This window comes from Serratia sp. FS14 (assembly GCF_000695995.1).
GTDB classification, from domain to species: domain Bacteria; phylum Pseudomonadota; class Gammaproteobacteria; order Enterobacterales; family Enterobacteriaceae; genus Serratia; species Serratia nematodiphila.
This window is the reverse complement of the sequence record NZ_CP005927.1, coordinates 1,743,651-1,764,579: the sequence shown is the minus strand read 5'-3', so window position 1 is coordinate 1,764,579 and position 20,929 is coordinate 1,743,651. Positions and strand designations below refer to the sequence as shown.

General features: G+C 59.6%; 14 protein-coding genes. 4 read left to right on the top strand and 10 right to left on the bottom strand.

Translation table 11 applies throughout. The features are described 5' to 3' along the window. Nucleotides 1–7: 7 nt before the first annotated feature. Nucleotides 8–802 (top strand): adenosylmethionine decarboxylase, encoded by a 795-nt coding sequence (speD, locus tag L085_RS07955; protein WP_004937510.1) that lies wholly within the window; start codon nucleotides 8–10, stop codon nucleotides 800–802. 32 nt (nucleotides 803–834) lie between these two features. On the opposite strand, the gene yacL is transcribed toward speD, so the two are convergent. The 6 genes from yacL to pdhR form a co-directional block, all read right to left on the bottom strand. After that, on the bottom strand, nucleotides 835–1,197 hold the full coding sequence (gene yacL / locus L085_RS07950) for a protein YacL (protein WP_004937507.1): 363 nt from the start codon (nucleotides 1,195–1,197) through the stop codon (nucleotides 835–837). Between the two features lie 139 nt (nucleotides 1,198–1,336). Next, on the bottom strand, nucleotides 1,337–3,934 hold the full coding sequence (acnB, locus tag L085_RS07945; protein ID WP_044030502.1) for a bifunctional aconitate hydratase 2/2-methylisocitrate dehydratase: 2,598 nt from the start codon (nucleotides 3,932–3,934) through the stop codon (nucleotides 1,337–1,339). 513 nt (nucleotides 3,935–4,447) lie between these two features. Continuing rightward, the gene (lpdA, locus tag L085_RS07940) at nucleotides 4,448–5,872 is read right to left on the bottom strand and encodes a dihydrolipoyl dehydrogenase (RefSeq protein ID WP_004937500.1); all 1,425 of its coding nucleotides are present in this window, start codon (nucleotides 5,870–5,872) and stop codon (nucleotides 4,448–4,450) included. Nucleotides 5,873–6,105: 233 nt separating this feature from the next. Then, nucleotides 6,106–7,989, bottom strand: coding sequence for a pyruvate dehydrogenase complex dihydrolipoyllysine-residue acetyltransferase (aceF, locus tag L085_RS07935; RefSeq protein ID WP_044030501.1), 1,884 nt, complete (start codon nucleotides 7,987–7,989; stop codon nucleotides 6,106–6,108). A 13-nt stretch (nucleotides 7,990–8,002) separates the two neighbouring features. Then, nucleotides 8,003–10,666 carry a pyruvate dehydrogenase (acetyl-transferring), homodimeric type gene (gene aceE, locus L085_RS07930; protein WP_033632104.1) on the bottom strand — a complete coding sequence of 888 codons (2,664 nt, stop codon included), beginning with the start codon at nucleotides 10,664–10,666 and terminating at the stop codon, nucleotides 8,003–8,005. Nucleotides 10,667–10,831: 165 nt separating this feature from the next. Further along, the gene (gene pdhR / locus L085_RS07925; RefSeq protein ID WP_004937490.1) at nucleotides 10,832–11,596 is read right to left on the bottom strand and encodes a pyruvate dehydrogenase complex transcriptional repressor PdhR; all 765 of its coding nucleotides are present in this window, start codon (nucleotides 11,594–11,596) and stop codon (nucleotides 10,832–10,834) included. Between the two features lie 631 nt (nucleotides 11,597–12,227). Between pdhR and L085_RS07920 the strand changes: the two genes are divergently transcribed. After that, complete coding sequence (locus L085_RS07920) at nucleotides 12,228–13,604, top strand: amino acid permease (RefSeq protein WP_004937488.1); 1,377 nt, start codon at nucleotides 12,228–12,230, stop codon at nucleotides 13,602–13,604. A gap of 67 nt (nucleotides 13,605–13,671) precedes the next feature. On the opposite strand, the gene L085_RS07915 is transcribed toward L085_RS07920, so the two are convergent. The 3 genes from L085_RS07915 to L085_RS07905 are packed head-to-tail and all read right to left on the bottom strand — an operon-like array spanning nucleotide 13,672 to nucleotide 18,244. After that, nucleotides 13,672–14,907 carry a cytochrome c gene (locus L085_RS07915; RefSeq protein WP_044030500.1) on the bottom strand — a complete coding sequence of 412 codons (1,236 nt, stop codon included), beginning with the start codon at nucleotides 14,905–14,907 and terminating at the stop codon, nucleotides 13,672–13,674. Beyond that, entirely contained in the window at nucleotides 14,904–15,458 is a 555-nt protein-coding gene (locus tag L085_RS07910) for a (2Fe-2S)-binding protein (RefSeq protein WP_004937484.1), read from the bottom strand. The genes L085_RS07915 and L085_RS07910 overlap by 4 nt, the downstream gene beginning before the upstream one ends. Beyond that, a complete protein-coding gene (locus tag L085_RS07905) occupies nucleotides 15,455–18,244 on the bottom strand; it encodes a molybdopterin cofactor-binding domain-containing protein (protein ID WP_015379039.1) in 2,790 nt (929 codons plus the stop codon). The genes L085_RS07910 and L085_RS07905 overlap by 4 nt, the downstream gene beginning before the upstream one ends. 207 nt (nucleotides 18,245–18,451) lie before the next feature. On the opposite strand from L085_RS07905, the gene L085_RS07900 reads away from it, so the two are divergent. Continuing rightward, entirely contained in the window at nucleotides 18,452–19,036 is a 585-nt protein-coding gene (locus L085_RS07900; RefSeq protein WP_004937476.1) for a nucleotidyltransferase family protein, read from the top strand. Nucleotides 19,037–19,044: 8 nt separating this feature from the next. Next, nucleotides 19,045–20,097, top strand: coding sequence for an XdhC family protein (locus L085_RS07895; RefSeq protein ID WP_044030499.1), 1,053 nt, complete (start codon nucleotides 19,045–19,047; stop codon nucleotides 20,095–20,097). On the opposite strand, the gene L085_RS07890 is transcribed toward L085_RS07895, so the two are convergent. Further along, nucleotides 20,021–20,887, bottom strand: coding sequence for a helix-turn-helix domain-containing protein (locus L085_RS07890; protein WP_044030498.1), 867 nt, complete (start codon nucleotides 20,885–20,887; stop codon nucleotides 20,021–20,023). The genes L085_RS07895 and L085_RS07890 overlap by 77 nt on opposite strands. Nucleotides 20,888–20,929: the final 42 nt, after the last annotated feature.

The following is a 20,929-nucleotide window of genomic DNA, read 5'->3' as shown; positions in this document are numbered from 1 at the left end:
GCCCAAATTGCATAAGCTAAAACTGCACGGCTTCAACAACCTGACCAAGAGCCTGAGTTTTTGTATTTACGATATTTGTTACGCCAAAACCGCGGACGATCGCGATGGCTATATCGCCTACATAGACGAACAATATAACGCCAACCGGTTAACCGAGATCCTGAGCGAAACCTGCTCGATCATCGGCGCCAATATTCTGAACATCGCGCGTCAGGACTACGAGCCGCAGGGCGCCAGCGTCACCATCCTGGTCAGCGAAGAGCCGATCGATCCGAAAGACGTCGATACGTCGGAACACCCCGGTCCGCTGCCGAATACGGTCGTCGCGCACCTGGACAAAAGCCATATCTGCGTACACACCTACCCGGAAAGCCATCCGGAAGGCGGGCTGTGCACCTTCCGCGCCGATATCGAGGTTTCGACCTGCGGCGTCATTTCGCCCCTCAAGGCGCTGAACTATTTAATTCACCAGCTGGAATCCGACATCGTCACCATGGACTATCGCGTGCGTGGTTTTACCCGCGACGTGAACGGCGTGAAACATTACATCGATCATGAGATCAATTCGATCCAGAACTTTATGTCGGAAGACATCAAGGCGCTGTACCACATGATGGACGTGAACGTTTACCAGGAAAATATCTTCCATACCAAGATGTTGCTGAAGGATTTCGATCTGAAGCACTACCTGTTTAACGCGGAGCCGGAGGCATTGAGCGCCGCCGAGCGCAAGCAGATCACCGATCTGTTATGGAAAGAGATGCAGGAAATCTATTACGGCCGCAATATTCCGCATCTGTGATGGAAAGGGCGCGGCACGCCGCGCCCTGATGCTTAGTACTTCAGCATGAAAGAACGATAGGCTTTCAACACCAGCAGGAAATCCTCAACGCCGCAGAATGAGAGGCTTTCTTCGTCGTAATAGTTCATCCCCTCTTCCATTTCATCGCCCTCGAACTCCAGCTGATTGGCGCGGATCATCACTTCTTCACCGTCCATCAGCAGCGTATATTCATGGCCTTCCAGCTGCCATTGACGCTCGCTGCCTTTGACCTCGGCCGCACCGGCTTCAATGCGGTCCAGCAGGTTGAAATCGCCTTTGACTTCTTCGTTGATCCAGTGGCCAATCGCTTCATGCCCCATCGAAAATCTGACGATCACCTGACCGGTGACGTCACGCAGAAATTCGTAATCCATAGCATGCCCTCCTGAGCCCTTTTTCTTAGTGTAAACATAAATGGCGGACTAACTCAGTGAGCGCTCGCAAAGTTGGCAACTGAGCAAAATAAAACGGGAGGCCTTGGCCTCCCGTTAAACAGTTGCGCAATATAGCGGCTTAAACGGCGGTTTGGAAGATCACGCCGTCGGCTTTTTCGGTGTACTGCCCCAGCTGGTCAAAGTTCAGGTAGCGATAGGTATCCGCCGCCGTCTTGTCGACCTGCGCCATATAGGTCTGGTACTCGTCCGGCGTCGGCAGGCGGCCCAGCAGGGACGCTACCGCGGCCAGTTCGGCAGACGCCAGATAGACGTTGGCGCCGGTGCCCAGACGGTTCGGGAAGTTACGGGTTGAGGTGGAAACCACCGTCGCGCCGTCCGCCACGCGCGCCTGGTTGCCCATGCACAGCGAGCAGCCCGGGATCTCGATACGCGCGCCGCTCTTGCCGAAGACGCTGTAGTAGCCTTCTTCGGTCAGCTGAGCCGCATCCATCTTGGTTGGCGGCGCCACCCACAGACGGGTCGGCAGCTGGCCCTTGTGCTGATCCAGCAGCTTGCCCGCCGCACGGAAGTGGCCAATGTTGGTCATGCAAGAACCGATGAACACTTCATCGATTTTGCTGTTGGCCACGTCAGACAGCAGGCGCGCGTCGTCAGGATCGTTCGGCGCGCACAGGATCGGCTCTTTGATCTCGTTCAGATCGATGTCGATCACCGCCGCGTATTCCGCATCCGCATCGCCTTCCAGCAGTTGCGGATCCGCCAGCCATTTTTCCATGCCCTGAATACGGCGCTCCAGCGTACGGCGATCGCCGTAGCCTTCGGAGATCATCCACTTCAGCAGCACAATGTTGGAGTTCAGGTACTCTTCGATCGGCGCCTTGTCCAGCTTGATGGTACAACCGGCGGCGGAACGTTCGGCGGACGCATCGGTCAGCTCAAACGCCTGCTCGACCTTCAGATCCGGCAGGCCTTCGATCTCCAGAATGCGGCCGGAGAAGATGTTTTTCTTGCCCTTCTTCTCGACGGTCAGCAGACCTTGCTGGATCGCGTAGTAAGGGATGGCGTGCACCAGATCGCGCAGGGTGATGCCCGGCTGCATTTTGCCTTTGAAGCGCACCAGCACCGACTCAGGCATATCCAGCGGCATCACGCCGGTCGCGGCGGCAAACGCCACCAGGCCGGAACCGGCCGGGAAGGAGATGCCGATCGGGAAGCGGGTGTGAGAATCGCCGCCGGTGCCGACGGTGTCAGGCAGCAGCATGCGGTTCAGCCAGGAGTGGATCACGCCGTCTCCCGGGCGCAGCGATACGCCGCCGCGGTTCATGATGAAGTCAGGCAGCGTGTGGTGCGTGGTCACGTCGACCGGTTTCGGGTACGCAGCGGTGTGGCAGAACGACTGCATGACCAGATCGGCGGAGAAGCCGAGGCAGGCCAGGTCTTTCAGCTCATCGCGGGTCATCGGGCCGGTGGTGTCCTGAGAGCCGACGGAGGTCATCTTCGGTTCGCAGTATTCGCCAGGGCGAATGCCGGCGACGCCGCAGGCACGGCCGACCATTTTCTGCGCCAGCGAGAAGCCTTTGCTGCTGGCGGCTACCGGTTTGGCGATGCGGAACACGTCGCTGTGCGGCAGACCCAGCGCTTCGCGCGCCTTGGTGGTCAGGCCGCGGCCGATGATCAGCGGGATACGGCCGCCGGCGCGCACTTCATCCAGCAGCACGTCGGTTTTCAGCTCGAAGTTGGCAATCAGCGCGCCGGTCTCGTGGTTGCGCACTTCACCTTTGTACGGGTAAACGTCGATCACGTCGCCCATGTTCAGCTCGGACACGTCCACTTCGATCGGCAAGGCGCCGGCATCTTCCATGGTGTTGAAGAAGATAGGCGCAATCTTGCCGCCCAGCACCACGCCGCCGCCGCGCTTGTTCGGCACGTGCGGGATGTCGTCGCCCATGAACCACAGCACCGAGTTGGTGGCGGATTTACGGGAGGAACCGGTGCCGACCACGTCGCCGACGTACGCCAGCGGGAAGCCTTTCTTGTTCAGCAGCTCGATCTGTTTGATCGGGCCGACGCTGCCAGGCTGATCCGGCACGATGCCTTCACGTTCGTTTTTCAGCATCGCCAGCGCGTGCAGCGGGATGTCCGGGCGCGACCAGGCGTCCGGCGCCGGAGACAGGTCGTCGGTGTTGGTTTCGCCGGTCACTTTGAACACGGTGACGGTGATCTTTTCCGCCAGCTCCGGGCGCGACAGGTACCATTCGGCATCGGCCCAGGACTGCATGATCTGTTTGGCGTGCGAGTTACCGGCCTTGGCCTTCTCTTCCACGTCGTAGAAGTTGTCGAACATCAGCAGCGTGTGGGACAGCGCTTTAGCGGCGATCGGCGCCAGCTTTTCGTTGTCCAGCGCTTCGATCAGCGGGTGAATGTTATAGCCACCCTGCATGGTGCCTAACAGTTCAATCGCTTTCTCGGGGGTAACCAGGGGGGATGTCGCTTCACCTTTGGCGATGGCCGCCAGGAAACCTGCTTTGACGTAGGCGGCTTCGTCGACGCCCGGTGGAACACGGTTAATCAGCAGGTCTAACAGGAATTCTTCTTCGCCTTTTGGCGGATTCTTCAGTAGTTCGACCAGCGCGGCCATTTGGGTGGCGTCTAGCGGCTTAGGGGCGATGCCCTCAGCAGCACGCTCGGCTACGTGCTTACGGTATTCTTCTAGCACGACGTTCTCCTCGCTCTCATTGTCATTTATTGTGCCTGGCGTATATGCAAACCGGGTTTATACCCTTTGGGTTTCACTCTGTGGCTAGGCGATCGGCCCGTAAAGGCCCCGAAACGGTGATTGGGGCAAACAAGCACGGTCAAACAGCGTTACAGCATGAAAGACTGATGGGTAGAGCGCACGGCGATATTGATGCCATCTATCCTGACGGGGCACTGCTGTCGATGTCCTGGACTGTAAGGTACAGTGCCCGGTTCCGCTCAGCCAGCATATCAGGATTTGAAACGGTTGTTAATTCGTTCACATAAAAGCAACATTAAATCTTTGCTGAATCGTTGAGCGCAGCGTAATCGGCTGCCGGACTAGCAGGACATTATATCCATATAACTAGAGTGGATATAAGCATGAGGATCGGAATTTGGCGCAGCGGCCACAAAAAATCGCGTTCTGCATCTGAGTAAAAAAAACGGCCCCTTTTCAGGAGCCGCTTGATGACCGGTCAAACCAGCAGAATTACTTCTTCTTGGCTTTCGGGTTAGGCAGATCGGTGATGCTGCCTTCGTAGATTTCCGCTGCCAGGCCCACGGATTCGTGCAGGGTCGGGTGAGCGTGGATGGTCAGCGCGATGTCTTCCGCGTCGCAGCCCATCTCGATAGCCAGACCGATTTCACCCAGCAGCTCGCCGCCGTTGGTGCCGACAATCGCGCCACCGATGATGCGGTGAGTTTCTTTGTCGAAGATCAGTTTGGTCATGCCGTCTGCACAGTCGGAAGCGATCGCACGGCCGGAAGCCGCCCACGGGAAGGTGGAGGTTTCGTAGCTGATGCCTTTCTCTTTCGCTTCTTTCTCGGTCAGACCCACCCATGCCACTTCCGGCTCGGTGTAAGCGATGGATGGGATCACTTTCGGATCGAAGTAGTGCTTCATGCCGGCGATAACTTCTGCGGCGACGTGGCCTTCGTGCACGCCTTTGTGCGCCAGCATCGGCTGACCGACGATGTCGCCGATGGCGAAGATGTGCGGCACGTTGGTGCGCAGCTGTTTGTCGACGTTGATGAAGCCACGCTCGTCAACTTCAACACCGGCTTTGCCGGCATCCAGCAGTTTGCCGTTCGGCACGCGGCCGATCGCCACCAGTACCGCGTCGTAACGCTGTGGTTCTGCCGGCGCTTTTTTACCTTCCATCGTGACGTAGATGCCGTCTTCTTTGGCTTCTACCGCGGTCACTTTGGTTTCCAGCATCAGGTTGAACTGCTTGCTGATACGTTTGGTGAAGACTTTCACCACGTCTTTATCTGCCGCCGGGATAACCTGATCGAACATTTCAACCACGTCGATCTGTGAACCCAGCGCATGGTATACGGTGCCCATTTCCAGGCCGATGATGCCGCCGCCCATAACCAGCAGACGCTCTGGGACGGTTTTCAGTTCCAGCGCATCGGTAGAATCCCACACGCGTGGATCTTCATGAGGAATGAATGGCAGTTGGATCGGACGAGAACCTGCAGCGATGATGGCGTTGTCGAAGTTGATGGTGGTTGGGCCGTTTTCGCCTTCCACAACCAGGGTGTTAGCGCCGGTGAACTTGCCCAGGCCGTTGACCACTTTCACTTTACGGCCTTTGGCCATGCCAGCCAGACCGCCGGTCAGCTGAGTGATGACTTTTTCTTTCCAGACGCGCACTTTGTCGATGTCGGTTTTCGGCTCGCCGAAAACGATGCCGTGTTCGGCCAGCGCTTTGGCTTCTTCGATCACTTTGGCAACGTGCAGCAGTGCTTTGGAAGGGATACATCCCACGTTCAGGCAAACCCCGCCCAGAGTGGAATAACGTTCAACCAGAACGGTTTCAAGACCTAAGTCAGCGCAACGAAAGGCTGCAGAGTAACCTGCCGGGCCCGCCCCAAGTACCACGACCTGAGTTTTAATTTCAGTACTCATCATGACCTCTTAATTGATTGTCCGGCGGGTCAGACGTCATTTTTATTGCTAATCGATCTCATAACGCCCTTCATCCACCGGGACGCTTACACCGCGAGCAGTTTACAGAATTGTTAATAATCTGCAAAGCGTGTTCGAGTGACCCGTGTCTCAACAATTTTGTCGAGTTATGCAAAATCCGACAAAACTGCTACAGAATCGTCAGGGGCGCAGCATGCTGCGCCCCTTTTGCATTACATCACCAGACGGCGAATGTCGGACAACATGTTGTTGATGATGGTGATGAAGCGCGCACCATCGGCACCGTCGATAACGCGGTGGTCGAAGGACAGCGACATCGGCATCATCAGGCGCGGCATGAACTCTTTACCGTTCCAGACCGGCTCCATCGCAGACTTGGAGACGCCCAGGATAGCCACTTCCGGCGCGTTGACGATCGGCGCAAAGTGAGTCGTCCCGATACCGCCCAGGCTGGAGATGGTGAAGCAGCCGCCCTGCATCTCGCCCGCGGTCAGCTTGCCGTCGCGCGCTTTCTTGGAGATGGTCATCAGCTCGCGAGACAGCTCGGTGATGCTCTTCTTGTTCACGTCCTTGAACACCGGAACCACCAGGCCGTTCGGGGTATCTACCGCCACGCCGATGTTGATGTATTTCTTCAGCGTCAGCTTCTGACCGTCTTCGGACAGCGAGCTGTTGAAGCGCGGCATCTGCTCCAGAGCGGCAGCAACGGCTTTCATGATGAACACGACAGGCGTGAACTTCACGTCCAGCTTGCGCTTGGCCGCTTCTTCGTTCTGCTGCTTGCGGAACGCTTCCAGATCGGTGATATCGGTTTTGTCGAAGTGAGTCACGTGCGGGATCATCACCCAGTTGCGGCTCAGGTTCGCACCAGAGATCTTCTGGATGCGGCCCATTTCGACTTCTTCGATCTCGCCGAACTTGCTGAAGTCCACTTTCGGCCATGGCAGCATGCCCGGCAGACCGCCGCCGGCAGCAGCCGGAGCCGCTTCAGCGCGTTTCACCGCGTCTTTCACGTAAGCCTGAACGTCTTCGCGCAGGATGCGGCCTTTACGACCGGTGCCTTTCACTTTCGCCAGGTTAACGCCGAATTCACGCGCCAGACGACGAATGACCGGAGTCGCGTGCACGTAGGCCGCGTTCTCGGCGAACTCGCCTTTGTCTTCAGCTTTCGCAGCCGGAGCGGCGGCTTTAGCGGCGGCCGGCGCCGGCGCAGCGTCCGCTTTAGCGGCTGGCGCGGCGGCAGCGGCAGGCGCAGCGCCTTCCACTTCGAACACCATGATCAGGGAACCGGTTTTCACTTTGTCGCCGGTCGCGATCTTGATCTCTTTCACGGTGCCCGCGAACGGCGCTGGCACTTCCATGGAGGCCTTGTCGCCTTCCACGGTGATCAGAGACTGCTCGGCGGCAACCTTGTCGCCTACCTTGACCATCACTTCGGTCACTTCGACTTCGTCACCGCCGATGTCCGGCACGGCGACGTCTTTGGCCGCAGAGGCCGCAGGCGCTGCAGCGGCAGCCGGTGCTTGCGCCGCAGCCGGAGCAGCAGCGGAAGCGGCGCCGGCCACTTCGAACACCATGATCAGGGAACCGGTTTTCACTTTGTCGCCGGTCGCGATCTTGATCTCTTTCACGGTGCCCGCGAACGGCGCAGGGACTTCCATGGAAGCCTTGTCGCCTTCCACAGTGATCAGGGACTGCTCGGCTTCCACCTTGTCGCCCACTTTCACCAGGATCTCGGTCACTTCGACTTCGTCGGCGCCGATGTCAGGCACGGCAACGTCTTTGGCAGCAGAGGCAGCCGGAGCAGCTGCTGCCGCCGCCGGTTTTTCTTCCGCTTTCGCTGCCGGAGCAGCTTCCGCTGCGCCTGCCGCTTCGAAGATCATGATCAGTTTGCCGGTTTCGGTTTTATCGCCGACCGCCACTTTGATCTCTTTCACCACGCCCGCCTGCGGGGAGGGCACTTCCATGGAAGCCTTGTCGCCTTCCACGGTGATCAGCGATTGTTCCGCTTCAACTTTATCGCCGACCTTCACCAGAATCTCGGTGATTTCGACTTCATCTGCACCGATGTCCGGTACGTTGATTTCGATAGACATTATTCAGTACCTCTTAGGCCAGACGCGGGTTAACTTTTTCCGGGTTGATGTCGAATTTCTTGATTGCGTCAGCAACCACAGAAGCTTCGATCTCACCGCGTTTAGCCAGTTCACCCAGAGCAGCAACCACCACGTAGGATGCATCGACTTCGAAGTGGTGACGCAGGTTTTCGCGGCTGTCCGAACGACCGAAGCCGTCGGTGCCCAGTACGCGATAATCGCTGGCCGGCACATAAGTACGAACCTGTTCGGCGAACAGTTTCATGTAGTCGGTAGAGGCTACCGCAGGCGCGTCGTTCATCACCTGAGCGATGTAAGGCACGCGTGGCGCTTCGGTTGGGTGCAGCATGTTCCAGCGCTCGCAATCCTGGCCGTCGCGCGCCAGTTCGGTGAACGAGGTCACGCTGTAGGTGTCGGAACCCACGCCGTAATCCTTCGCCAGGATTTGCGCAGCTTCGCGCACGTGGCGCAGGATGGCGCCGGAGCCCAGCAGCTGCACCTTGCCTTTGCTGCCTTCCAGCGTTTCCAGCTTGTAGATACCCTTGCGGATACCTTCTTCCGCACCCTGCGGCATCGCAGGCATGTGGTAGTTTTCGTTCAGCGTGGTCAGGTAGTAGTACACGTTTTCCGGGTTGTCGCCATACATGCGCACCAGACCGTCGTGCATGATGACCGCCACTTCGTACGCGTAAGCCGGATCGTAAGAGATGCAGTTAGGGATGGTCAGAGACTGAATGTGGCTGTGGCCATCTTCGTGCTGCAGACCTTCGCCGTTCAGGGTAGTACGGCCCGAGGTCCCGCCGATCAGGAAGCCGCGCGCCTGTTGGTCGCCCGCTGCCCAGCACAGGTCGCCGATACGTTGGAAACCGAACATCGAGTAGTAGATGTAGAACGGAATCATCGGCAGATCGTTGGTGCTGTAGGACGTCGCTGCGGCCAGCCAGGAAGAGGCTGCGCCCAGTTCGTTGATGCCTTCCTGCAGGATTTGGCCTTTCTCGTCTTCTTTGTAGTAAGCAACCTGCTCACGGTCCTGCGGGGTGTACTGCTGGCCGTTCGGGCTGTAGATACCGATCTGACGGAACAGACCTTCCATACCGAAGGTACGCGCTTCGTCGGCGATGATTGGCACCAGGCGATCTTTGATCGACTTGTTCTTCAGCATCACGTTCAGGGCACGCACGAAGGCGATAGTGGTGGAGATCTCTTTGTTCTGCTCTTCCAGCAGCGAGCTGAAATCTTCCAGCGCCGGCATTTCCAGCTTCTGGGTGAACTCCGGCAGACGGGTAGGCACGTAGCCTTTCAGCGCCTGGCGACGTTCGTGCAGGTATTTGTACTCTTCGGAATCTTTCTCGAAGGTGATGTACGGCAGTTTTTCGATGTCAGCATCGGCAACCGGCACGTTGAAACGATCGCGGAAGTGGTGAACCCCTTCCATGTTCATTTTCTTCACCTGGTGAGCGATGTTTTTACCTTCCGCGGTTTCACCCATGCCGTAACCTTTGATGGTGTGGGCCAGGATAACGGTCGGTTTGCCTTTGGTGTCCTGCGCTTTTTTCAGTGCAGCGAAGATTTTCTTCGGATCGTGACCACCACGGTTCAGCGCCCAGATTTCGTCGTCGGTCATGTCTTTGACCAGCGCCGCGGTTTCCGGGTAACGGCCGAAGAAGTGCTCGCGCACGTAAGCGCCGTCTTTGGATTTGAAGGTCTGGTAGTCGCCGTCCAGGGTCTCGTTCATCAGCTGAACCAGTTTACCGCTGGTGTCTTTGCGCAGCAGCTCGTCCCAACGGCCGCCCCAGATCACTTTCAGCACCTGCCAGCCTGCGCCGGAGAAGATGCCTTCCAGTTCGTTGATGATCTTGCCGTTACCGGTGACCGGGCCGTCCAGGCGCTGCAGGTTGCAGTTGATGACGAACACCAGGTTGTCCAGCTTCTCGCGGGTGGCGATGGTGATGGCGCCTTTGGATTCCGGCTCATCCATCTCGCCGTCGCCCAGGAAGGCGTAAACGGTCTGCTCAGAGGTGTCTTTCAGGCCGCGGTGTTCCAGGTATTTCAGGAACTTCGCCTGATAGATGGCGCTGATTGGGCCCAGGCCCATGGATACGGTCGGGAACTGCCAGAATTCCGGCATCAGCTTAGGATGCGGGTAAGAGGACAGGCCGTTGCCGTGCACTTCCTGACGGAAGTTGTTCATCTGTTCTTCGGTCAGGCGGCCTTCAAGGAAGGCGCGCGCGTAAACGCCCGGAGAGATGTGGCCCTGGAAGTAGACCAGGTCGCCGCCGTCTTTCTCGTTGCGTGCGCGGAAGAAGTGGTTAAAGCAGACTTCATAGAAGGTCGCGGAAGACTGGAAGGAAGCCATGTGGCCGCCCAGCTCCAGGTCTTTCTTGGATGCGCGCAGAACGGTCATGATCGCGTTCCAACGGATCGCAGAGCGAATGCGGCGTTCCAGATCCAGGTTGCCTGGGTAAGCCGGTTCGTCTTCTACCGCGATGGTGTTGACATAGTTGTGCGCTGCAGCACCAGCCGCAACGTTAACGCCGCCTTTGCGGGCTTCTCCCAATACCTGATCAATCAGAAACTGAGCTCGCTCAACACCCTCTTCACGGATGACCGATTCGATCGCCTGCAGCCAGTCGCGGGTTTCGATCGGATCCACGTCATTGTTTAAACGTTCTGACATGGTGGTATTCCTTATCTGTCTAATGGTTTGTTTGGAGCCTGTCTTCCTGTGCTCTGTGAAAAAACACACGAAGACAGGCCCATCAGTTTAGTTGCCGCTTAAGTACTTAACTAAGTACCTCGAACTTAACCCCCGCAGGCTGGTGTACCCTGAAGAGGACAGCTCTTAATCCTTGCGTTGCTGGAGACGCCGCAGCGATCTCTCGCGCCGAGTATGCTCCCGGCTGAGATCCAGCAAGATTTCCTCGATAAACGCCAAGTGGCGATGCGAGGCTTCACGGGCCTTTTCCGGCTCGCGTGCCACAATCGCCTCAAAAATTCCGGCGCGGTGGCTGCTCACTTTTGCCAACATCTCACGGCGCGAGTAGAGCAATTCAAAGTTCTGACGCACGTTCTGTTCCAGCATCGGCCCCATGCAGCGTAGCAGGTGAAGTAACACAACGTTGTGAGCGGCTTCGGTCACGGCGATTTGATACTGCATGACCGCATCGGCTTCGGCGTCGAGATCGCCGCTGTCTTGAGCCTGTTGAATCACGATGTGGCAATCGCGGATGCGCGCCAGATCTTCATCGGTGCCGCGCAGCGCCGCGTAATAGGCGGCAATGCCTTCCAGCGCGTGACGGGTTTCCAGCAGATCGAACTGTGATTCGGGATGGTCGGCCAGCAGCTCGGCCAGCGGATCGCTGAAGCTCTGCCACAGATTAGTTTGCACGAAGGTGCCGCCGCCCTGACGGCGCAGGAGCAGCCCTTTCGCTTCAAGGCGCTGAATGGCCTCTCTCAGAGAAGGACGGGAGACATCAAATTGTTTCGCCAGCTCGCGCTCCGGAGGCAGTTTTTCGCCTGGGCGCAGTGTCCCCTCGAGGATCAGATATTCGAGCTGTTGCTCGATAACATCTGACAACTTGGGTTGGCGGATTTTGCTGTAGGCCATGAGTGAATTCTTCTCTGCGAATGGCGCGGAGTCAATTGGTAATACCAATTTCAAAAACGTGACGGTAAAGTAACAAAGTATTCACCTCCTGTCCATACGGGCCTTGATCGAAATCAGGTTACCCGCACATTTTAACACCCCGCTGAAAACCCCGCTGCAAACCGGTAACGCCGTGATGGTATTACCATTTACGCGGCGGGTTGGGGATTTAACTTTTACCAAACCTTACGCAAGGCAGAGTGCAAACTTTTTGCCCGAGTTTTATTGCATGGTTATTACGCTTTAATGAATGGCTATTTGGCGAGCAGCGCAACGGCGGTTCGTTCATTATTTGAACGCAGCCCATCGTTCAGATCTACGTTATTTTTGCGCATTATGTGATTTGTTGCTTATTTCATGCACTGAATCCCCCCTGCCGTCACACAACCCGCATTTTGTTTCCTAAACTGCTGCAATCTTAATCACTCACACGACAAAGCAGGTGCAAACCGACGCGCATAACATTATTCTCTGCCAAACGGTAGCGGCGCCGTGGAATTAATAGCTATAACGCCGTAAATAAAACAAAACACACATCGTAACCACTGCTTTACAGGCAGATGGGCATTCACAACGACAGAGGGTTAGATTGATGGATGGTCAACAGCATGGTGACCAGCTGAAGCGCGGCCTGAAAAACCGCCATATTCAGCTCATCGCCTTAGGTGGCGCAATCGGCACCGGGTTATTTCTCGGTATCGCTCAAACAATAAAAATGGCCGGCCCGTCAGTGCTTCTCGGCTACGCCATCGGCGGCTTCATCGCGTTTCTGATCATGCGCCAGCTGGGGGAAATGGTGGTGGAAGAGCCGGTCGCCGGCTCCTTCAGCCACTTCGCCTACAAATACTGGGGCAACTTCGCCGGCTTTGCCTCCGGCTGGAACTACTGGGTGCTGTATGTCCTGGTGGCGATGGCGGAGCTGACCGCGGTCGGCATCTATGTGCAGTACTGGTGGCCGGAGATCCCCACCTGGGTTTCCGCCGCGGTATTCTTCCTGGCGATCAACGCCATCAACCTGGCCAACGTCAAAGTTTACGGCGAGATGGAGTTCTGGTTCGCCATCATCAAAGTGGTGGCGATTATCGGCATGATCGTGTTCGGCGCCTACCTGCTGTTCAGCGGCATGGGCGGCCCGGAAGCCACCGTCACCAACCTGTGGGCGCAGGGCGGGTTCTTCCCGAACGGCGTCATGGGCCTGGTGATGGCGATGGCGGTGATCATGTTCTCCTTCGGCGGCCTCGAGCTGGTCGGCATCACCGCCGCCGAAGCCGACAACCCGCAAAAAAGCATTCCGAAAGCCACCAATCAGGTGATCTACCGCATCCTGATCTTCTATATCGGTTCACTGGCCATTCTGCTGTCGCTGTACCCGTGGGGCAAAGTGGTCGAAGGCGGCAGCCCGTTCGTGCTGATCTTCCACGCGCTGAACAGCAACCTGGTGGCGACCGTGCTGAACATCGTGGTGCTCACCGCCGCGCTGTCGGTCTACAACAGCTGCGTCTACTGCAACAGCCGCATGCTGTACGGCCTGGCGCAGCAGGGCAACGGCCCGAAAAGCCTGCTGAAGGTCGATGGCCGCGGCGTGCCGGTGGTGGCCATCGGCATTTCCGCCCTCGCCACCGCGCTGTGCGTGCTGATTAACTACCTGATCCCGGGCCGCGCCTTCGAACTGCTGATGGCGCTGGTGGTGTCGGCGCTGGTGATCAACTGGGCGATGATCAGCCTGGCGCACCTGAAATTCCGCGCCGCCAAAAACCGCGAAGGCGTGGTGCCGAAGTTCAAAGCGTTCTGGTACCCGTTCAGCAACTACCTGTGCCTGCTGTTCATGGCCGGTATCCTGGTGATCATGTACCTGACGCCAGGTATTCAAATCTCGGTGCTGCTGATCCCGGTGTGGGTGGCGATCCTGGCCGTCGGTTACGCCATCAAACAGCGCAGCCAGCGCGTCGACGGCGTCACCAGCCGTTGAATCCCGTGACCGCGCAGTAAACAAAACGGCCCGCAGATGCGGGCCATTTTTTTTGCCTGAACGCCGCTTACTTGCGCAGCGCTTTCACCTGCTCGGCGGTGATGTCCGCCGGCAAACCGCCCCAGGTCACCCGCAGGTAATTTACCAGTTCCGCCACGTCGGCATCGCTCAAACGCTCGCCGAAGCCCGGCATGCTCTGCATGCTTTCACCGTTCGGGAACTGCTGGGCCGGCAGGCCGTCCAGCACCGACACGATCAGGTTCTTGCCGTCCGCCTGGCGCAGCGTGGCGTTATCGCGCATCGCCGGCGCGACGTGCGGTTTGCCCTCGCCTTCGCGCGCGTGGCAGCCAGCGCACTGATCCAGATAGACCATACGCCCGGCATCGCTGCCTTGGCCCATTTTCACCGGTACCGCCGCCGGCGGCTGCTCGCCCATCAGATACAGCGCCAGCGCCTGATGGTCTTCCGGCGTCAAATGACGGGTGCTGAGATCCACCACCATATGCATCTCACTGAAGGCCGAACCCTGCGGCGCAAGGCCGGTGCCGAGGAAGCGGCTGACGTCCTGCGGCGTCCAGCCGCGCTGCGCCAGACCGTGCGGCGTAATGTCCGGCGCCATGAAGCGGCCGAGATCGCCGCCCTGCATCGGCTTGCCGAGATCCATCTGCCCCAGCGCACCGCGCGGCGTGTGACATTCGCCACAGTGGCCCAGCACATCGGCCAGATAGCGGCCGCGCTGCCATTGCGGCGAGCTGCCCTGCGAGCTGGCCGGCAGCGGATCCTGGCTGCGGAACAGCAGGTTCCAGCCGATCAGCGCCATGCGCTGGTTGAACGGGAACGGCATCTCGTTGGCCGGAATGGCCACGTCCACCGCCGGGCGCGTCATCAGGTAAGCGTAGATGTCGTCGGCGTCCTGGCGCGATATGCCCTTGTACGAGGTGTAAGGCATCGCCGGGTACAGGTGCCGCCCGCCCGGCGCCACGCCCTGCGTCAGCGCCAGGAAGAAGTCGTCCTTGCTCCAGCGCCCGATGCCGTGGTCGGCCGACGGCGTCAGGTTGCTGCCGTAAATCGTGCCGAACGGCGTGTCCAGCGGATAGCCGCCGGCCAACGGCGCCCCGCCGCTGGCGGTATGGCAGGCGGCGCAGTCGGCGGCCTGCGCCAGATAGCGGCCGCGCGCGATCTGTTCGGCGCTGGCGGTCACCTGCTGCACCGGGCCATCGTAACGGCGGTTTTCCCGCCACCACAGCAGCGCAATCACCACGATCGCCACCAGCACAATCAACACTGCGAGACGTTTTTTCATTGCGCCGTCTCCTTCAGCAGGCCCGGCGTTTTCAGCACCACGTCGCGCACCGCTTCGTAGTAGCGCACGTAGCCGGTGCAGCGGCAGATGTGGCTGTCCAGCGCCTGCTCGATAGCGTTCTCCAGCTGCTCGCGGGCGATCGGCTCACGTTTGAGCTTTTCCACGAAAATGGTGGCGGCGTTGACGAAGCCCGGCGTGCAGTAGCCGCACTGGAAGCTGTAGTGCTCCAGAAACGCCTGCTGGATCGGCGACAGCTCAACCACCTCCCCCTGTTCGTCCACCCTGGCGTGGCCTTCGACGGTGCGCACTTTCTTGCCGTTGAAGAAATGCGCGCCGGTGATGCAGGTGCGCACCTCTTCGCTGGTGCCGCTCGGGTGATCGACAATCGCCACGCAGGCGTGGCAAATGCCCTGCCCGCAACCGAGGCGCGAACCGGTCAAATCGAGATACTCGTGCAGGAAATCGATCATCATCAAGCCTTCCGGCACCTCGATCGGGCCGTACTGTTTCTCGTTGATGGTCAGGGAAATCGGCTGGGTTTTAATGCTCATTGTAATACCTCACGAATATTTTCTGCACGAACGGGCAAATCACGGAAACGGTGGCCGGTGGCGTCGGCAATGGCGTTGACCAGTGCGGCCACGATCGGGATCATCACCACTTCCGCCATGCCTTTCGGCGGATCCGTTTCCGATAGCGCCGGCAGGATATCGCCGCTCTGTTTCCACACCGCCACGTCGCTGGCGCGCGGCAGGTGGTAACGGTTGAAATTCCAGGTACCGTTGCCCGGGCCGTCTTCGTACAGCGGTAAATATTCGTGCAGCGCATGGCCGATGCCCATCGCCAGCCCGCCCTGCAGCTGGCCGGAAACCAATTCCGGCACGATCAGGTTGCCGCACTCCATGATCGAGTGGTGATTCAGCAACTCCACCTGGCCGGTGGCGATATCCACCGCCACTTCCGCCAGCGTGCCGACGGCGCTGTAGTAGGTCACCGCCGCATTGTTGCGCTGGGTCGGCGGGTAGTAGACCTGCCCGCGCGCCAGCGGCTTGAATTCACCGTTGGCGTTGCGCAGCGCCATGCCGTCGATCGGCAGGCGTTCGCTTTTGCCGTTCAACGTGAAATCGGCCTCCGCCCACTGCCAGCGGTTGAAGACGTGCACCGCCGCGCCGGTGACGCCGCCCATCTGATAAGCCGTCTTGGCCAGCAGCTCGAGGCTCAGCACCGACATGCCCGCCGCCGTCAGGCCGCCTTCGACCCAACGCGCATCTTCGCGCCGCACCACCAGCGGCGCCGCCTGGCCGCCGCCGATACCGGCCTGCCACAGCGCCATCGCCGCCGGCCACAGGCCGTGATCGAAGATCAGGCGCGCCGCTTCGCGGGTGCTGTGCGAGAAGTAATAGGCCGAGTTGCTGGCGCTCGACGGCGAACAGTAGCTCGGCGTCCAGTTGGGGTTGGTTTGCAGCTTATCCTGCTCTTCCTGCGACATCAGGTAAGGATCGCCGCTGGTGACCATCGGCAATACCGACCAGTCGGTGACCGAGAAGTGGGCTTCGTCGGCCGGTTTGCCCAGCCACTGCGCGCACAATACCGACTGCGAGGTCGACATGCCGGTGCCCATCTCCGCGCCGCTGTGATGCAGCGTGATGCGGCCGTCTTCGCTCAGCTCCACCCGGGCGAACGAGGTTTCCGCCCCGGTGCCGAAATCTTTCTGCACGCAGCCGAAGCCGACGCCATAGCGCTTGCCGGGATGGCGGCTCTCAAACTCGGCCTTGCGTTCGGCGCGCTTGAGCCACATCTCGTGCTTCGCCGCCTTCTCCAGCACTTCATCAGCGCGGATCGCACCGGCCGGGATCGCCCCCTGGGTGTTTTTCATGCCGGATTTCAGCACGTTGCGCAGGCGAAACTCGATCGGGTCGATCTTCAGCTCGGCGGCCAGCTCATCCACCATCATCTCGGTGGCGGCCATGCTCTGTAGCGTGCCGTAACCGCGCGCCGAGCCGGCATCGATGGCGCGTGAGGCCAGCCCGACCGACGACAGATCGCTTTTCGGGAAGTAGTAAATCGACTGGGCGGCGGTCGCGCCGACCATCACCACCGAAGGGGTAAAGTTGCTGCGGCCGCCGCCGTCCGCGGTCATGTCACCGAGGAACGACTGCATGACGCCGGTTTGCTTATTCACCGCGATGCGGTAGTTCATGTCGAACGCGTGGCGCTTCAGCGCCGTCTGGAACTGCTCGAAGCGGTCATTGGCCAGGCGCACCGGGTGGCCGTCGCCGTACATCGCCGCCACCGCGCCGTAATACGGGAAGTTATAGTGATCTTTCGAGCCGTAGCCCACGGTGTAGCACGGGTGCAGGATCAGCTGTTTCACCGGCGGGTTGCGCTTGGCCAACATACGCGGCATCTCGTCGGCCACTTCCTGCGGCGACTGAGTCGGCACCACCAGATGCAGGGTTTGCGTCTGCGCGTCGAACCAGCCATTGGCGTTGTCCGGCTCCAGCGCCGAGGTGTCGATCGACTGCGTGGTGTAGCGGCGCGACATTACCAGCCAGTCGGCCGGCGGATTCGCCAACTCGTCGGCGATCAGGCCCGCATAGCGCATGCCTTCCTGATCCAGCTTGCCGCCCTCGCGCCCTTCCGGCCACACCGGCAGATGTTTTTTCATCGATACCGGGAAGATCGGCGTATCCTTCAGGCTGGAGAAGCGATCGTCGTCGAACGGCTGTTCTCCCCCCACCCGCACGTAACGGAAACTGCCCCAGGGATCGCGCTCCAGCGGGCCGGTGACCGCGCCGTATTTGATGGTTTCCTCACGGAATTTCAGCTTGTCCTTGGCGAAGCGGAAACGGGCGAAGTCGTGATAGATCAGGATCGCCACTGCCTGGCCGAGATAGGCAGGGGTTTTGCCGTTCGGCAGCAGCATGTCGTCACCGTAGAACGCCGGAAAGGCCAGGCCATCGCGCGCCAGATCTTCCGCCGTCACCAGGCGATCGGGCTGCAGATCGTCCCCCAGCAGCGACAGATCGACCCCCTCGAACAGCCGGTCGGCTTTGGTCACGCGCAGAATGAAGGCGTGCGCCTGTTTCTGCGGCCAGTGCGGCATGTCCACCGCGCGGATATCGCGTGCGAACACCTTCTGCCCCATGACCTTGGCGCGGCCGTCGATACGGAAACGCACGCGCTTGGCCTGCGGATCCCAGTTGGGTGACTGGAGGATTTTTTGCTCGAACAGCGCGGCGTAGGCGCGGCTGTACAGGGGGGCGAGGTACACGGAGACCCCCGCAATCACGGCGCTTTTGATGAAGCGGCGCCGCGACGGGTTGAAATTGCTCATAAATAAGTCCTTCACGTCTTTCTTGTAATTGGTTTTTGTTCGCGGTGTTGTTGCGCAAACGCTGACAACCTTGCCGTAGACGTCATAAGCATATGCTTATAACTAAAATTATGTGATGATTAACAGGCTGTTTTCAACAAAAAACATTTACAAAACACAGGTAGTTTGTAGGCTAATAAATAATTTGCGCAAACGCGGACTTCAACCATGACCACGGGCATTGTCATTACCGCCGCCGGACGCGGAGAGCGCTTTATTCAGGCCGGCGGCCAGGGCAACAAATTGAACGCCGGGTTTGCCGATGCGGCGGGCGAGCGGCGTTCGCTGTTCGAGCACACCCTATGCCAGGCGCTGGCCTCCGGCCTGCCGGTACAGGTGGTGACCCGGCCGGATAATCTGCCGGTACTGGCAGCCTGCGCCGCCAACCAGGTGCCGGTCACCCTGCTCGCCAGCGCGGGCCTCGGCGACTCGATCGCCGCAGGCGTTGCGGCCACGCCGCACTGGCAAGGCTGGCTGATCCACCTGGCCGATATGCCATTCGTCGGCGCCGACGTTTTCCGACAGGTGGCGGATGCCTTACGGCAGCACCCGATCGTGCGCCCCTGTTATGCGCAACAGCCCGGTCACCCGGTCGGCTTTTCCGCCCGATTGCGCAAACCACTTTGCCAACTGCGCGGCGATAATGGCGCGCGTGAACTGCTGCAAGGCGCGGCAGTCCACCTGCTGCCGCTTGAGCACCCCGGCGTCGTGCGGGATATTGATCTTCCATCGCAACTCCCGGCCAGCGAGTAAATTCACCTATGCAACATCTTGATGTCACCGTGGTCAGCCAGGCGATAAGCTGGCTGCAACAACAGCCGGTTTGGTTATGCACCGTGCTCAGCACCTATGGCTCTTCGCCGCGCTCGCCGGGCGCGTTGATGGCGGCGACCCGCGACGGCCGCTACAGCGGCTCATTGTCGGGCGGATGCGTGGAGGAGGACTTTCTGCGGCGCGTGGCCGCCGGGGAGTATCAGGCGGCCAGCCAGGTGATTCGTTACGGCGAAGGCGGCATGACGCCCAATGTAGCGCTGCCGTGCGGCGGCGTGCTGGACGTGCTGATCGAGTATCTGCCGGCAGGAGAAGCCAGCGTCGCTTACCTGCAGCGCATCGCCGGCGCGCTGGAAGGGCATCACGCGTTGCTCAAACGCCTGACGCTGCCCCACGCCTGCCACAGCCTCGAGCAAAGTCATTTCACCAGCGCCACTCAGGTCGAACGCCGGCTCGAACAGATCACGCTGCACATCGCGGCTGCGCCGCGCCTGCTGATCGCCGGGCTGTCCAGCGTGGCGCTGTACTGCGCCGATTTCGCCGTGGCGCTGGGGTTTGAGGTGCTGGTGTGCGAGAACCGCCCGGAGGCGCTGGACAACTTCGCCGCCGAGCTGAAGCCCGGCGTGACGCTGCTGCGCCAGTTTCCGGCCAAGTTCATCGAAGAGGGGGGCTGCCACGCCAATACCGCCGTCGTGGCGCTAACCCACGATCCGCGTATGGACGATCTGACGCTGATGGAAGCGATCCACACCCCGGCGTTTTATATCGGCGCCATGGGCTCGCTCAGAAACAGCGCGCGCCGGCGCCAGCGGTTGCAGCAGATTGCCGAATTCACGCCGCAGGAGTTGGAACGCATTCATGCGCCGATCGGCCTGCCGCTCGGCAGCAAAACCCCGGCGGAGATCGCCCTGGCGGTGATGGCGGCGATCGTGCAGCAGAAAAACCGGCGGCCGGCCGCCGACGGGATCAGTGCAACGGCACCACCGGCACCAGATGCTGCAGCTCCAGGTGCAGCTCCTCTTTCCCGCTCAGCGAATAGCTGAACACCGTCATGTCCGGCCCGTCGCCGCGGGCCAGCCCCATTTCGGGCAGCACCTGCGTGTAGATTTGAATGATGTGATCATTGAGCGCCACCGGCTTGCCGGAATAGCGAAAACGGCAAAACTCGCCGTGGATCTCCGGCAGCGGCTCCAGCGCCACGCCCTCACGCAGCGGATAGTCCGCCGTCACGCCCAGGGTATAGTCGACCCTGACCCGCTGGCCGTCCGGCACCAGTTGGGTAAACGAATAGGTTTGCGCCGGACGCTCGCCCAACAAGGTGTAGAACTGCGCCCGCAGCGCGCTGCGCTGCGGCAGATGCGACTTATCCAACTTTTCGATATCCAGGTGATAAGCGTACTGTTTGCCGTGAAAGGCGTATTGCCCTCTGGCGATGCTGACGCGTTCGACCTGAATATCGCCGGGCTGGCTGGCCGCCAGCGAACGCACCAGATTGCTGAAGTCCTGTTTGCGGGCATGACGATACGCGCTGGGCGATTCGGCGAAATGTTTCTTGAAACAGCGCGAGAACGTCTGCTGGTTATCGAATTGATACTCGACCGAAATATCGAGGATGCTCTTCTGCGTGAAACGCAAGGCGAAGGCGGCGATGTAGAGGCGGCGAGCGCGAATGTAGGAAGCTAACGATAATCCGGTCTGCTTCTTGAACATGCGCTGCAGGTACCATTTCGTATAGCCTGACTTGGCGGAAACGATATCCAACGACAGCGGATTGGTCAGGTTATCTTCAATCCAGACCAGCAGTTCCCTGATATGATTTTCCTGCGTTCCCATGTGCTTGCTGAAACCTTCTGTTGCCGATATTCCATTAGTCGA

Bases quoted from the DNA above. Each gene is read 5' to 3' on its own strand.
- L085_RS07920 (WP_004937488.1), top strand. From the start codon at position 12,228: ATGGATGGTCAACAGCATGGTGACCAGCTGAAGCGCGGCCTGAAAAAC.
- L085_RS07890 (WP_044030498.1), bottom strand. From the start codon at position 20,887: ATGGGAACGCAGGAAAATCATATCAGGGAACTGCTGGTCTGGATTGAA.
- pdhR (WP_004937490.1), bottom strand. From the start codon at position 11,596: ATGGCCTACAGCAAAATCCGCCAACCCAAGTTGTCAGATGTTATCGAG.
- L085_RS07900 (WP_004937476.1), top strand. From the start codon at position 18,452: ATGACCACGGGCATTGTCATTACCGCCGCCGGACGCGGAGAGCGCTTT.
- aceE (WP_033632104.1), bottom strand. From the start codon at position 10,666: ATGTCAGAACGTTTAAACAATGACGTGGATCCGATCGAAACCCGCGAC.
- aceF (WP_044030501.1), bottom strand. From the start codon at position 7,989: ATGTCTATCGAAATCAACGTACCGGACATCGGTGCAGATGAAGTCGAA.
- lpdA (WP_004937500.1), bottom strand. From the start codon at position 5,872: ATGAGTACTGAAATTAAAACTCAGGTCGTGGTACTTGGGGCGGGCCCG.
- L085_RS07905 (WP_015379039.1), bottom strand. From the start codon at position 18,244: ATGAGCAATTTCAACCCGTCGCGGCGCCGCTTCATCAAAAGCGCCGTG.
- L085_RS07910 (WP_004937484.1), bottom strand. From the start codon at position 15,458: ATGAGCATTAAAACCCAGCCGATTTCCCTGACCATCAACGAGAAACAG.
- L085_RS07895 (WP_044030499.1), top strand. From the start codon at position 19,045: ATGCAACATCTTGATGTCACCGTGGTCAGCCAGGCGATAAGCTGGCTG.
- L085_RS07915 (WP_044030500.1), bottom strand. From the start codon at position 14,907: ATGAAAAAACGTCTCGCAGTGTTGATTGTGCTGGTGGCGATCGTGGTG.
- yacL (WP_004937507.1), bottom strand. From the start codon at position 1,197: ATGGATTACGAATTTCTGCGTGACGTCACCGGTCAGGTGATCGTCAGA.